We start from the raw sequence: 13,734 nt of genomic DNA on the forward strand, positions 1-13,734 counted from the left end.
CAGAAAGCTGCCGCGAAGGTTACTAATGTGAAAGGTGGACCCTACTCCGCGTTTACGCTTTCAAGCCAGATGGCATTTTTGTTATCACCAAAGGTTGGCAGAAGCTAACGGAACACAGATGCCCTCAAAAGCTTATTGAAACCGGTGGTCCCTCCCAATCCCTTGATACGCCGGTAGATCTGAGCAAGGCCTCTGCGTCGACCCCTGTTCTGGCCAGGCTTTCCAGATCCCACTCGAAGAAACTGGAAAAAACCAGGAAAACCTTGCTTGATACCGCTGAGGTCAATCTTACCGTCGAGTAATTCACGGGGAGCTTCATCCTGATGAGTTCAGAGACAGTCCACACCAAAGTTCTTAGACGGAAATGCCATACTGACTCCTGATAAATCTTGATCTGTTGATAAGTAAGGGGGAACCTCTGCTTGCGTAGATCCAGCTCATGAGGTAACGAACCTGGGAGTAGCGATTGCAAATTCCGAATGTTCACTCTCTTCGGATCTTTCGTAACTTTATACAGCTCATCTACGCCCGCTTCGATAAGGGCTGCATAGGCGCCGTCTCTTGAGTCGACGGACTTTTCGACCGTAACTGTAGGTTTTTTAGGTGCATGGAGTTTTGCCATTAACCATGCGTTATCATTTTCTAGAATCCATTGCGTAGGTTTGTACGCCTTCTTCCAGAGGTACTCGACATCGGCGTCGGTACGCAGCGCTAAAAGCAACTCAATTTTTTGGCGATATCTAGTTTTTTGGTTAGGAAGCGATTGTTCGCCTTTGGGAACTCGCGTAGAAACAGAGGCACTCGGCAGGATAGACTCATTCTTCAGAGCCTCTTCAAAGTTATCTGCACTGGAAAACAAATGAAGAGCAATGATCAAATGCCGCGCGAGCGGCATATTTAGCTGACCTTTATCTGATTTGAGCCGGATCCATTGCTCATGCTTTCCGTTGTTGTAGGCTGGATCAATCTGCGCCAAAAGTTCATCGCCGTAAGCGCTTTGGATGCTGTCGAATAGTTTCGCAATGCCCGCATTTTTTCCGAAAATGAATCCGCGCTTCTTGCATTGGCGGACGTAGCACGAACTCAATACCGTGCTGCCTATCGGAGGAATATTGCGTTGCAAGATATCGTGTGCGAACAGAGCGACTTTCTGTTCCATCTTTGAACCCTTGTGTATTGCTGCGCTGTTTAACGGGCTCCAGCCGCATGCGCATGGCTCAGTCAGATTGGGAAGCAGTTTCAATTTACGGTAGAACGGGCGAGAGCACTCGGGGCAGGCATGGATCAATGCGTCGCCATGACGCCAACAGACGGCAACACCGGGTATCTGGTGAGATCGATGCCAGTAGGCAGAACCCCGCTCAATCAAATCTTCCTGAACGCAGGTAGGACAAAGCTTAGCCTTGCCATGGGTGGACTCTTCTCTGCGGGGCACCCGTACCACCCCGTCATAACCCAGCGGTCCTTCGTTGTTCTCCGGCCCCTGCTTAACCCCAAGAAACGGCCGGTAAGCAGGAAAAGTAGTATTGCTACTGATCAGCTCTGCGAGATTGCTCTCCGATTGCCCCGGCAGCCTGTGCGCGAGCCTCTCGATCTGCTTGGGTACGATGCCACCAATGCAAAAGGGTTTCGTTGCGAACAAATCGCGGTAGGTTTCTGCCGCGGTTCTATTGCCTGACAGATAGTGATAGCGGGTGACACGAGAGTGCAGCATTTCATCCGGCATCGACACGGGAAAAAATAATAGATCAGACATCATTTACCAATTAAAGGTAGGGGTCGAAGAGAACGTGCATCCGGGGCCAGTATATATGCAACCCGTAAAATTCTGTATCCGGTCTGGATTTGGAAATTACACAGCCGCTCAACTTTGAATCGTAGTAAATTCATCTAAACCCCGCCGCGCCCGTACTGCTTGAAATACAGAACACGTATCGATAACCCGTGTAGGTCAGCCAATGGCGATTGCAAAACTATTTCGGGTGATCGCGGGTTAATACGTTTTAGATGATGATTGTGATCATCCAGCGTATGCCGGCGCTATTCTGGTGGGTGTAAATTTTCATTAACAGAAAAACAATGTGTTCACGGTGAATTGATTTAGAACTTTTTTTAGATAGAGGGAATGCCCGGCTGGATTACAGCGGGGGCCGAATGCTCGCGACCCTGTAGAGCGAAGAATGAATCGCCCCGGATTCTCTAGACACCTTGCAAGCTCATTGCATAACGCTTTTCAAACTCTACCGGTGACAGCTGATTGTTGAAACCATGGCGGCGTTTTGCGTTGTAGAACATCTCGATGTAATCAAACACATCACTACGAGCATCTTCGCGCGTGGAATAGATTTTCCGCTTGATCCGTTCCCGCTTTAGAAGCTGGAAAAAGCTCTCAGCCACGGCGTTGTCATGACAATTGCCTCGGCGGCTCATGCTGGCAACCAAATTGTTCGCCTTCAAAAAACTGCGCCAATCGGAGCTGCTGTACTGGCTGCCCTGGTCGGAGTGAACCATCACCTCCTGTTTCGGTTTTCGCCTCCAAACCGCCATCAATAACGCATCAATGGCCAAATCACTGGTCATCTGCGATTTCATTGACCAGCCGACGACCTGACGAGAAAACAGATCCAGCACGACCGCCAAATACAGCCAGCCTTCATACGTGCGAATGTAGGTGATGTCGGTGACCCAAACTTTGTTGGGTTCTACGACATCGAACTGGCGCTTCAGCAAATTGGGTGAGGCGACCGCTGGCTTACCGCCGTACTTGCCAGGGCGGCGTCGATACCCTGTCTGAGAGCGCAGACCTTCAAGACGCATCAGCCTCGCCACACGATGCCGACCACAATCCTCACCGACCTCGCGCAGATCGTCATGAATTTTGCGATAGCCATAAACACCGCCGCTCTCCAGCCATGAATGCTTGATCAAACCCAGCAATCGTTGGTCGTCTTTAGCGCGTGCAGATTGCGGCTCAGACAACCAAGCGTAATAACCACTGGGATGGACTTTCAGCGTCAGGCAAAGCCGCCGAATGGAATAGTCGCCCGCTCGCTGCTTGATAAAGGCGTACTTCAACCGCACTCCTTGGCAAAGTACGCGGCCGCCTTTTTTAAGATGTCTCGCTCTTCGGTGACCCGCTTGAGTTCGGCTCGCAGACGCCGCAGTTCCGCGTGCTGATCATCGTCTTGCTGCCGTTCTGCCTGAGGTTTGCTGTAGCGCTTTATCCAGGCATAGAGGCTATGCGACGACACGCCAAGACGCGCCGCCACATCAGCGACAGGCAGCTTCTTTTCGGTCACTTGATTGACCGCTTGGATTTTGAATTCTTCGGGATAACGTGGGTTGCTCATGGCACCTCCTGATTGGCCTCAGTTTAAGGCATGGAGGTGTCTACGAAACCCGGGGCGATTCACGTTGAGCCAGCCCGAAGCGCGCAGAGCTTCGAGAGGAGCGTCATGTTCGCTAAGCGCTTTAGCCTCTGAGTTTTCCACAGCAGTAGCAATCGGCGATGGGTGGTCTTTCGCAAGAATGCTTGGAGATGGGTCTGCCGGCTTCTCACGGGATACAACGCTTCGAAGCAAGGCAAGGCGATCCTCTCGTGCCAAACCATCGAAGACCATCATTTCGCTCAGCTGATCCTCGATCGGCAGCAAATCGTCGAACTGTCGCATCCGCTTCGGATCTCGGCTACGCAGAGCTGAAAGGGCTGGCTTTAGAATCTGCATTTTTGAGTTGCTTACCTTCACCAGGATCTCAGCAGTCAAACACTCCGAGCCACTCTGGACCGCATAACGCTGACTCAATACCAGCAGCTTGACCAAGAAATCTGTGACGCCTTGAGTGTGCTCATACAGCGTGTCAAAAATCTCGTCGGTCAGCTCAGCAATCTGCTTGCACCACTGATAGCTCCAGAGATTTTCGACCAACAACCGCCACTCCTCATCATCCTTTTCGAATCGTTTGAATTCGAGCGTGCCGGCACCACAGACTCGGCGGGCAGTCCGCATGGCTTCTGAGAACAGGCTAATCGTCGAATTCGTGCCACTGAAAACGACCGGGATCCCAATGTTATTTACCAAATGCAGAAAAAAATTCAGCATGCTCTCCTTACCACCGGTTTTCGCCAGGTGGAGGTTTTGCAGCTCGTCGATCAATAAGGCGCCGATGAAAAATGTGCTGGCCACCTGCTCCATTTGTTGCAGCGCATCATTGATGTTTCGATGCCTGTAGCGCTTGTGGTAGTCCTTGTCTCCCAGAGCGTCACCCACCGCATAAAAAAACTGCTGACAAAATCCAGCCAGCGATCCATCCCGAGGGCAGTCAAGCTTCAGCCATGTGATTTGGGTATGAACAAACTGCTTTCCTTCATAGCGCTCATGACGGATTGTCTGTGGATAAAGGCTCAAAATGGCGTGGAGTGCCGTTGACTTGCCAATGCCGCTCAGGCCAACGACGGTAAACGTTTCTGCAGTGGACTTGAACGCATCGTGGTAACGCTGAGCCCCAGATAAAGAATGCAAATGCCGGACGGTAGCGGGCGACATCGGGTTACGCCCAACATACCCTCGACGAATGAGCAGTGAGAACAGGGCCTCCAGTTCCAGATGTAGCAAAAACGGCTGTACCACGGTTCTTAGCCGGTCGATACAGTGAATTCGAGTGGCTCCTTCGAGCGTCAGCTCTTTCGGATCCACCGGCTGAGGAAAATTCGAGATCAGCTCAACAGCCGCCGCCTCCGACAATATCGGAGGCAAAGCTTCGATAAGCGGGTTACCCGCATACTCACTAATGTCCTGTCTGACGTAATTGGCAAACGTCTGTGCACCTTTCATTTTGCCTGTCCTGGCCGAATTCTTTTGAGCAAATCGATAACCTGCGCAGTGCGCTCGCCGGCATATGAATCATGCGCTTTCGGTGTCAATTCAGATTGAAGTGAAGCTGGCTCCGCCCTAACGCCTTCAGGAACAACAGCATTTTCACGCTCACGGAGACGTTCTTCTGCGCGGTTCTCGCGGATGTTTCCAGTGGCCTCTGCCTTGGTGGGCGGAGCAGGTTCCAGTTTTCGTTCTGCGAGTGCATGACTGATGATCTGGTGGACCTGATCGCTAAGCTGCACACGGCTTTCCAGCTCGGCTCGCCGGCGAGTAGGCGGTTTTTGGCGATAGGCTTCGAGCAGATCAAAAATCTCGTCCGAGCGGTAATTCGCGTAACCGGCATCCGATCGTCGAAGATCACAACGGATAAACTGCTTGGCCTCTCCCTGAATCCAAATGTGTGCCGCAGAGTTCGGATCGAACCAACACTCTATTGACCAAACGCCCCCTTTGCGAGCCTTGGCAAACCAATCTTTCTCTATGGCCATATCACACACGTAGTGCATGCCGCGAAACATCACCCCGCCCTTTTGAACGGTCGCGCGCTCGCGAGGCAAGAGATGGAGGTAAACCAGCTCGTCAGGACGTTTGTTGGATTCGATCAGGTCGTTGTCGCAGGCCCAATTCCATATCCCGTTGGGTGTAGGTTCAACGCCGTCATTCATCATCGCCTGAGTCAGTCGTTCAGGCTGTCGATGGTGCCCGTTATAGTGGAGTACGCACTTGATGAGGATTTGGGTGAACTCTTTGAGATTCAGCGTGGCATCGAGCCGGTAGTCTCGCTCGCCTCGCTCTTTGTCTCGCGCTGCTACCCCGCCAGGTAGCCATCTGATACCCGTCAAATCATTCAAAATGCCAAACCGACTTTCCACCATAGGCTTCCAATCCGGCCGATAAGGCGGAGCAGTGCCCATCTCAATTCCCAATCCTGACGATAGCCCCTCTGCTGCGAGTGACAGCATCTCTCCTCGGTCGGCGTAAATCTGGTGGGGCAGGTGGTGACAATTCCAATCATCTGCATTGATTTCGACGCCGTTCTGAGCGCAGAACTCGACTTTGGAGGTAAATGCGTTGAACAGCGCTTGCCTGGCCCCATTCCAACTAGGGCCCTCCAATCCTACATAGAGACCAGCAATCATTCCGGAGAAGCTATCCACAACGATATAAACTACGGGCCGGCCAATGAGCATCCGCCTGGAGTAGCTGTTGACCAAATAAATATCGGCAATAGTCGCGTCGATCTCGAACTGATGACAGGGTCCACGCAGCCAATCGCGAACGGTACCTGAAAGCGGACGGCAGTCTTTTAACCATCTCCTCAATCCTTTACGGCCACGCTCGGTTTCAATCTCGTCGAAAAAAATCTGTCCCCAATATTGGAACTGCCTCAAGCTGGGGAGTTCTGAACCAGGCAACAAACGAAGCTCTTCTTCACTGTTTTTAGAGATGTCTCGAACTGAGTAGAATCGTCTCAACATTTCGTCATATGCGCTCGAAATAGAAGATTTCTTATCTCTTACATATAGAGCATACCCAACACGGATGCATCGTTTATCAACCGCACTAAGCATCTTGGAAGGCGAAGTAAGAACGCCTTGAAATTTAGGCTTTCGCCCTGGTGGCCTACTTGGATCATATTTTCTATCCGCAACACCTACCGCCGTATAATTACTAAGCAATGAGTTGCGAACTTGACCATAAAACCAATATCGGTAAAGAAGCCGATAGATCGTTTTCCGCTGGATTCCGAGCTCTGACGCCCGTCTGCTAACAAGCCGGCCTAACTCACCTCGTACAAATATTTGTCCCGGGTATTCAGGATCTAATAGAGGGGCGATAACGGCCCACTTTTCGTCCCGGCCTTGCTTGGCTCTCTCATCCAACTGTTCCTCAAGCACAAGCATAAACTCGGGCGTGGTGATGGCTGCTGGTTTGGTGTGACCAGATGCTATCGAGCGACGCAGCTCCTCCAGACCAACCGCGTACGGCTGCCGGGGTGGGTCAGCTAGATCTATCACAACTGCTAAGTCACGCGTTTCATCCTGGTAAAGGAGCCTGGCTATCGTAGAGATGACCGACAGATCGGTTACAGGCTCGAAAACGTCATTAACGAGAACAGTCATGACATTTTCTCCTTCAACGATACTTGGACAGGGCTCGCGGAAACTTCGAAGTCAGGAACTAGACCAGTAAGATGGAGAGGAGTGTTAACCAAATCTATTTTCAGTATCTTGGTCCAAACCAGATGAAAGAAAATTGCTTGAGCGTCTATATAGGAAATTGACAGAAGGGATGCTATTTTTCTTAGACAGGTGGCCAAGGTCCACGAATATTCCCGGCTGTTCACTAGGCACTCAATAAAATTCGAATGCAACGGCAGTTTCATTAAATCACGAGAGAGCTTCGAGTATCTCCTGATTAGTCCAATATTTTTTATCAAATCTCGTGTAAAAAACTCGTCTGTTACGATTTTCCAATCAACACCTTGGCTTTCCCAAAAGCGCTTTTCAATCTCAAGTTTCTCAAGCGTTCTTTTACTTCTGTTGCCAATTAAATCGGAACGATACTTCACCGTCCTAGCTACCGATTTGAAGTTTCCGCTCGGGTCTTTAACAGTTAACAGGAAGTCTGTTGTCATCACATAAGGCAGTGTTGTTCTAGGGTATCTTGGATAGCGTACAGCTATCGCCGACGCTATCGCTTGCGCACGCTCTGTGGGTAGTAAAGGGTATTGCTCTCGGATATCCACGACGTCTTCAGAAAATTCACACACAAGGAAGTACGAACGCTCGAGATCTGACAGTAGGTGATGAATTCTCTCGATCTTCACACCTTGAATCTTGTGCGAACGACCTATCGACGGGACATCTTGTACCCGCAGCCAAGGCACGTAGCTTGCCCCGGCGCCTTCGCCAAATCCATTTGCAATGTGCCGTTCAATGTCCTGCTGTGATGCAAACTTACGACCTCGCAACCCACGCCTCCTCAGTCGATGCGGACCGCTTCACCTCGCGTCGAGAAAAAGTCGTAGAAGGACACGACTGCCAAAGCGGCCGTATTCAAAACATTTTCCAGACTACACCCGCTGAAAGTTGAAGCGATGAATCCAGACCAAAGGGAAAGCCTGGAAAGGAAAACCCCTGTAGATACGGGGGGTTGAGCCTTGTGTCAATCTATGTTCATCAGTGTCAAACTTTATTGTTTTGTGTCAATCTTTATTGTTCAAAACCAGCCGCTGACCCTCAACGATTTCGCGGACGCGAAAACCGCGCCTCTCCTACTGCCGAAGCCCGCAAGCGCGGGCAGTGAGTGGCAGTCTTTTCCTATCGACTTTCGGCCAATTTTTGAGCTAGGTCCTGGAACGATCGATCATCTGGTCCATTACGTCTGAACGCAGAAAGCAACGTCAGCATAAAATTGTAATTTCTGGCATCCATCGCACGTAGCTGAGAGCCTATGTCGAATGGATATTTTTGGGCGTTCCAAAGGTGCAATACGAACGCTTGCAGTGGCGGTTGCTGCAAGATTGTCTGGGCATGAATAGCAAACTCACTGGTAACCCCGGTGGCCATGTTGATTCCCTGTCATTTGCGGGACGCGAAAACCGCGCCTCTTCTACTGCCGCTGCCCAGCGTTTGACGGCTGGGCTTGGCATGCACCTGGGAAGGATTTTCCCTGATCAGTTGGTCGGGATGGTTGAGGTGGAATTTTCAACCTTATAGACCACGACACTTGACTGCTCTAAAGCCTGATGGATGCGGGGCGTCTCTACCTCACCTCCATACCAATCAAGATCGATGATCACAGGAACAACTCCGGCTATCGAGGCCTTGAGGCGCTGCGCTTCACAGGTCCAGGTAGTAAATGGACTGCTATCGCCCTGCAAGGTGAAAATCTCGACCGCAACATCCAGATCGCTGTCTGGCTTATGCGCGCCACGAACTCGGCTGCCAAAGAGATACGCCTTTCGAATTAGCGGCTCGGAGCTGGCCCATTTCGCGACGGCTGCTGACATAGTCTCAATGTTCATGGTCCTTTTCCGTGCTGGTTTCGCGGACCCAAAATTGGGCGTCCTTCTATGCACCTGCCCCACGTTTGACGGCGGGGCTTGGGTGTCCCTAGTGCGATTTCCCTAGGATCTTCGGTATGAGGGAGATATGTGGCTGAACAGCTCATCGAGTTCACCTGAGGTGGGACTATAAGCGGGTTCAAATTGGCCGCTAGCGCCGGCAAACACGTACTTTGAGCACAGGCATTCATCCGCTGACTGCTCGCAGTTTTTGCATGGGGGATTACAAAGCTCGATCATCTGATCAATAGCTGTTGAAGGGTCATCGGGATCATAGATATCAGGGTAGTAGGAGCTTTCCATAACTATGAAATCGCCCCTCGCAAACATCAAAACATCTTCAACACACTTAAACTGCCAGTTTGATAATGCCTTCAGTGCTGGCAAAAGCACCACCCGGCAGTAGTCGAATCGATAGTTCTCAAGGTGACACATAACTCGGCCCTCATCCTCCGCGAGGCTTTGGTACGAAATTTCCCCATACCGTTCCTCTACACTCTCATATCGCTTGGTATCGAGCCGGATGTGCTTTAAGGCATTGTTGATCGCGTCAATAAGTTCCATTTTACGGTTGCCGAGGTATGCGCCGGCCACCGAGAATCTCTCGTCAAAAGTTTTTACCAGATCCTTACGAGATTCTTTTATCCCATCAGCAGATCTCACAGCCTGTAAGTAGTCAACGCTGTGTGCCAAAAGTAGGTTCACTCCAAATACTTGGTGGAGCGCAACCGCGTTCAGTTTGACCTTCGCTTCGAGATCATCCTTTGCAGGCTCAAGGATATTAGTGATGAATTGACGATAGTCATCACTTGCCAATTGAAGGGCTTCGGTCACTTCAGTTTCGGGTTTAGGCTTAAGATTGCCGATGATCGCCATACCGTACCTCGGGTAAAAAACCAACTTGCAGATGGATCCTTGGCCAAAAGAATCGAGCCTAACTCTTCCTTGAGCAGGACGGTTACTCACCGAGAAATATCATCGACGAATAGGGTGATTCGGTCGGTAATGGTACGCTTCTAGATCGCTATCTAAAGACCAGATGAATAACTCGCTCATGGGGAACCGCGCTAAGCACCTCTCATATTCTTTGATGATGCTGAGATCACCAAAGCTAGTACCTTCACCGATTCGAGTGTCAGACTTATTTTGGCCAGCTTTGTCCGGAAACTCAGCCAGCCACTCGAGAATTTCTCTCGTGTTGGGAAACTCGCTGAGCCTATAAGGGGGCTCGTCGGCGAACGCGGCGCGTACTGCATCACAGAAGCGCTGTGCTGTTTGTCGGCGGAGTCTTCCATCGCCGTTTTGAGCGACATGATTACCGGTCTCGAGGATAGTGGCCATCGGCAGAATAAACGTGCAACTGTTGTCTGCATACTCGAGGAAATCGGCACCCACACGCTCGGCGTCCTGATTGAGCCCCGGCACGTTTAGCATGTTTACGAACACGCTAGTATCGATCAAGCAGATTGAGCTCATTATGCCTCTCCCTGCATTTTCCGGAGCCAATTCAACGCATTTTGCCGTTTCTGCGTGACCGTGACGGGCGATTTCACAAAACGATCCACGATACCGTTGGTTACGAGCTCCCCTAATGGCCCTTGAGAGACCAACCCGGCGTAGTCCTGCAGATCAGCAAGGCGTACCAAGCGGCTGTCGCCATCCTGCGGATCACGGTAGCAAAACACCACATCGCCCAATGCACTATCTGGAAGTGCATCCATCAAAGCTGGGTTGTGGGTGCTGAGCAGCAGGCGCACACCACGGAGCTCTGCTTGCTCACGCATAGTTTTCAGTAGTTGGCGCGCACGTGACGGGTGGACACCGTTATCGACTTCCTCGATTACCAGCGTCGACTCCGCCGGTGCAGACAGCAGAGCAGCGGCGATAGCCAGCACTCTAAGGGTGCCATCAGAGAGCAGTTCAACGGACCAATTACGCTCGACCGATCCGAAGTTCTCAACCAGCTCCAAGGATACGCGTCCGCGGCGATCCTCGAAGAAGTTCACATCCTTTACGTCTTGCTCGGGCAAACTCTTGATGAACTCGATGATCGCAGGACGGGCCTCCTCGTCCTGCCAGAGTGTATAAAGCACACCGGACAGGTTAGAGCAGTCACCACGCAGCTTCTTGTCCGGATAACTATCGCCACGCATCAGAGCAGGCACGGGATCAAGGAACAAGGTATTAGCAAGTAGGTACTGGAAGTGCTCAGTCGTTTGCGGGATGACTTTCTGTGCTTTCTTGTGCCCTGAGTCGAACAAAGCTGAACTGGCGAGCTGGTTTAGGATGGCGATCTGGTCAGTGCATGTGATTTGTGGCTTCTTACCACCTGTGGAGAAATTATTGTATGCAACGCGTACGTCAGTACTCAAACCGCTAGAGGACTGCTCGATACGGTAAAGCGGGAATTTTTGGAGAGGCGAGCTGATACTTTCGTGAACGATGTGCAACTCATCTTCTCGCAGGGCGATTTCAACACTTAGGCTATTCCAGTCCAAGTCGTCGGTTTCGCAACCCAAGGTGAATGACCGGCCCTGGTGGTAGGGAAGGTCCTTAATTTGACCACGGAGAATCTGCTCAGACTCATCGACCCGGTGGCGTAACACCGACAGCTTCTGACCCTGGCCCAGCCAGCATAGGAAGCGGAAGGCCTCTAGCGCGTTACTTTTGCCTGAGGCATTGGCGCCTATCATTAGCGTCAAGGGCGACAGCGGTAACCGCTGCTCCCGATAACTTTTGAATCCCTTGATAATGATATTTGTCAGCATGGTCACTCCTTCCAAGGCTTGTTGATCTGCATCCGTATTTTCTTGAACTCGTCCGGTGTCATCCTGATGCCCATCAAATAATTCTCCGCACAATATCGCCCAAGCGGGCAGGATCCCCCGCACAGAGCTTCTTGACCGCCTCCAAACTTTCGATGCCCAAAATCTCGCTGATATGCCTCAAGTCGATGCCACGGCGCTTGAGCTTTACCGCGAGCGTCCGCCGCCCTGACTGCGCACTGGCCCCCTCAATCCCCGCAAGGCCAAACAGGCGCGTATATAACCGGCTGAGCTGATTCGCACTGTAGTAGGTCTTGCCGTCTCGACGCTGCGCACTGATTTTCAACCCTTCACCAGTTCGACCGGAGACGAACAAGGGCGAGTCCGGGTCGAGGCCACGATATGCCATCACCCTGGTAGAAACGCCATGACCGCGTACAAGGCGTTCTGCAAGGTGTGTATCTATAGCGTTAGTCAATTTCTTGCTGGTCCAGCACAACGGCCTTGAACGATGGTTGTAGGCAATCTCTGCCCGCACCTGAGAGTCGATCATTACAGCGCCTGATTGCGTCAAGTAGTCGCTCACACGCAGACGGCAAATCTCCGTCACGGTCATGCCGGTGCCAAAGCAGGTAAGCAGAAGGGCAGCATCCCGGCATCCGTTCTCAGGGCTGCTAACTTTCGCAACCCGAAAAGCATGCTCAAGCTGCTCATCTTCGATAACAATCGCTTTGGGCATTATTCACTCTAGATGCTGATTTATCATCAATCCTGACATAGTACGTCAACAAAAAGGCCGGAGATAGCCCCGGCCTGTTGGTGTTACTCACGTTCACGGAAAATGGGTTGTGACGATATCGTCATCAACTAAGCTCATCGAGAGTGGAATTTCCCTAGAGCCTCAACCACTCTCTCCATCAAAGATCGAAGGACCACATAGCTGTAAGTAAACATCTCCAGTACCTCCCCAGAAAAAGCGATTCATCAGACCTCAGGTTTCTTGCGGAAAAATTCGACCTCTAACTTGATTCTGCTCCCAGATCCATATGGGCCAGCATCATGCCAACTACCATCTTTCGCTGCTTGTTACTGCTTTCACTGGCCATCGTTCATGGCAGCGGCTATGCCGCATCGGCTCATGAGCAGGAACAGCTCAGCCTGATCCAACAGCAGCTCGACATTATCGAACGCCTTGCGACGCGAGCGAAGGCAGCCCGTACCCTTGAACCAAACGAACGCTATCGCTTCGACTATCCCCGCCTGACAGAGGACATCCAGCGCATCCGCCAAGGTATGCGGAACTACCTATCCCCGTCCCGTGCTCAGCCCCGCGACCCCGATGAGCTGGTCGGCGATTACCGCCTCGACACTCCGATTGCGAAGCCGTCGCCATGAGCATGACTGACGCTCAGATCTCTGCCTTCCAAAATGCGTCCGGCTTCTCGGTGCTAAGCAGCTCGACGCTGTGGCTTTCCCTGGTTCTGGTCCTGGCTTTGCTGTGGTGCGCCTGGGTGATGTGGACGGCTTACCGGGGTTGGGCCACCGGCAGTGTGCGCTTCGGCGCGCTTGGCGGAAGTACCGCACGCGTGCTGCTCACCTTGTTGGTCCTGATGTTCTTCACCCTGTCCTAACCCAGGAGATCGCCACCATGCTCAAGTGCTTTACCCCTCTGAAAAAAAATCTGCGAGATCGTGCCAGCCAACGCTTGATCGGTCTGCTGCTGGTACTCGGCCCAAGCCTAGCTTTCGCCGAGCTCCCCACCATGGAAGCCCCTTCGCGCGGTGAAGGATCCGGATTGATCGAGACGATCAAAAACTACGCCTACGACGGCGGCATCTTGCTCGGTCTGCTAATCGCCCTACTCGCTTTTCTAGGTGTGGCCTGGCATTCCCTGACTGTCTATGCCGACGTGCAGAACCAACGCAAGACCTGGAAAGACTTAGGTGCGGTGGTCGGTATCGGTGCTCTGTTGGTGGTGATCATCATCTGGTTCCTGACCAAGGCTGCCGCGATTCTGTGAGGACGG

At 51.8% G+C, this 13,734-nt stretch carries 14 protein-coding genes; 3 read left to right on the plus strand and 11 right to left on the minus strand.

The features are described from left to right. Positions 1 to 124: 124 nt before the first annotated feature. The 11 genes from BLR63_RS12770 to BLR63_RS12820 all read right to left on the minus strand — a co-directional run bounded on the left by BLR63_RS12770 (position 125) and on the right by BLR63_RS12820 (position 12,447). Complete coding sequence (locus tag BLR63_RS12770) at positions 125 to 1,756, minus strand: TnsD family Tn7-like transposition protein (protein WP_231998169.1); 1,632 nt, start codon at positions 1,754 to 1,756, stop codon at positions 125 to 127. Positions 1,757 to 2,199: 443 nt separating this feature from the next. Then, positions 2,200 to 3,350, minus strand: a protein-coding gene (locus BLR63_RS12775; RefSeq protein WP_086008206.1) for an IS3 family transposase whose coding sequence is annotated in 2 segments (ribosomal slippage) — positions 2,200 to 3,116 and positions 3,116 to 3,350 — 1,152 coding nt in all. Because the reading frame shifts where the segments join, the coding sequence is not laid out codon by codon here. 18 nt (positions 3,351 to 3,368) lie between these two features. Continuing rightward, on the minus strand, positions 3,369 to 4,832 hold the full coding sequence (locus BLR63_RS12780) for an ATP-binding protein (RefSeq protein ID WP_083365951.1): 1,464 nt from the start codon (positions 4,830 to 4,832) through the stop codon (positions 3,369 to 3,371). Then, a complete protein-coding gene (locus BLR63_RS12785) occupies positions 4,829 to 6,997 on the minus strand; it encodes a Mu transposase C-terminal domain-containing protein (RefSeq protein WP_010567714.1) in 2,169 nt (722 codons plus the stop codon). Before BLR63_RS12785 ends, BLR63_RS12780 begins: the two co-directional genes overlap by 4 nt. Next, entirely contained in the window at positions 6,994 to 7,848 is an 855-nt protein-coding gene (locus tag BLR63_RS12790) for a TnsA endonuclease N-terminal domain-containing protein (RefSeq protein WP_010567715.1), read from the minus strand. Before BLR63_RS12790 ends, BLR63_RS12785 begins: the two co-directional genes overlap by 4 nt. A gap of 349 nt (positions 7,849 to 8,197) precedes the next feature. Beyond that, a complete protein-coding gene (locus BLR63_RS32560) occupies positions 8,198 to 8,446 on the minus strand; it encodes a DUF7673 family protein (protein ID WP_034128269.1) in 249 nt (82 codons plus the stop codon). A 107-nt stretch (positions 8,447 to 8,553) separates the two neighbouring features. Continuing rightward, positions 8,554 to 8,904 carry a nucleotidyltransferase family protein gene (locus BLR63_RS12800; RefSeq protein ID WP_010567717.1) on the minus strand — a complete coding sequence of 117 codons (351 nt, stop codon included), beginning with the start codon at positions 8,902 to 8,904 and terminating at the stop codon, positions 8,554 to 8,556. A 102-nt stretch (positions 8,905 to 9,006) separates the two neighbouring features. Continuing rightward, positions 9,007 to 9,819 carry a hypothetical protein gene (locus BLR63_RS12805; RefSeq protein WP_034115539.1) on the minus strand — a complete coding sequence of 271 codons (813 nt, stop codon included), beginning with the start codon at positions 9,817 to 9,819 and terminating at the stop codon, positions 9,007 to 9,009. A 99-nt stretch (positions 9,820 to 9,918) separates the two neighbouring features. Beyond that, positions 9,919 to 10,419 carry a hypothetical protein gene (locus BLR63_RS12810; protein WP_010567719.1) on the minus strand — a complete coding sequence of 167 codons (501 nt, stop codon included), beginning with the start codon at positions 10,417 to 10,419 and terminating at the stop codon, positions 9,919 to 9,921. Beyond that, positions 10,419 to 11,711 carry an AAA family ATPase gene (locus BLR63_RS12815; protein ID WP_010567720.1) on the minus strand — a complete coding sequence of 431 codons (1,293 nt, stop codon included), beginning with the start codon at positions 11,709 to 11,711 and terminating at the stop codon, positions 10,419 to 10,421. Before BLR63_RS12815 ends, BLR63_RS12810 begins: the two co-directional genes overlap by 1 nt. A gap of 73 nt (positions 11,712 to 11,784) precedes the next feature. Then, positions 11,785 to 12,447 (minus strand): tyrosine-type recombinase/integrase, encoded by a 663-nt coding sequence (locus BLR63_RS12820; protein WP_010567721.1) that lies wholly within the window; start codon positions 12,445 to 12,447, stop codon positions 11,785 to 11,787. A 320-nt stretch (positions 12,448 to 12,767) separates the two neighbouring features. Here BLR63_RS12820 and BLR63_RS12825 point away from each other — a divergent pair, with 320 nt between their 5' ends. Genes BLR63_RS12825 through BLR63_RS12835 form a run of 3 tightly spaced genes read left to right on the plus strand, consistent with a single transcriptional unit; the run spans position 12,768 to position 13,728 of the window. Further along, positions 12,768 to 13,103, plus strand: coding sequence for an integrative conjugative element protein, RAQPRD family (locus BLR63_RS12825; protein WP_010567722.1), 336 nt, complete (start codon positions 12,768 to 12,770; stop codon positions 13,101 to 13,103). Next, the gene (locus BLR63_RS12830; protein WP_010567723.1) at positions 13,100 to 13,339 is read left to right on the plus strand and encodes a TIGR03758 family integrating conjugative element protein; all 240 of its coding nucleotides are present in this window, start codon (positions 13,100 to 13,102) and stop codon (positions 13,337 to 13,339) included. The genes BLR63_RS12825 and BLR63_RS12830 overlap by 4 nt, the downstream gene beginning before the upstream one ends. 17 nt (positions 13,340 to 13,356) lie before the next feature. Further along, complete coding sequence (locus BLR63_RS12835) at positions 13,357 to 13,728, plus strand: TIGR03745 family integrating conjugative element membrane protein (RefSeq protein ID WP_010567724.1); 372 nt, start codon at positions 13,357 to 13,359, stop codon at positions 13,726 to 13,728. Positions 13,729 to 13,734 lie beyond the last annotated feature (6 nt).

Origin of the sequence: Pseudomonas extremaustralis (assembly GCF_900102035.1) — a bacterium.
Lineage (GTDB): Bacteria > Pseudomonadota > Gammaproteobacteria > Pseudomonadales > Pseudomonadaceae > Aquipseudomonas > Aquipseudomonas extremaustralis.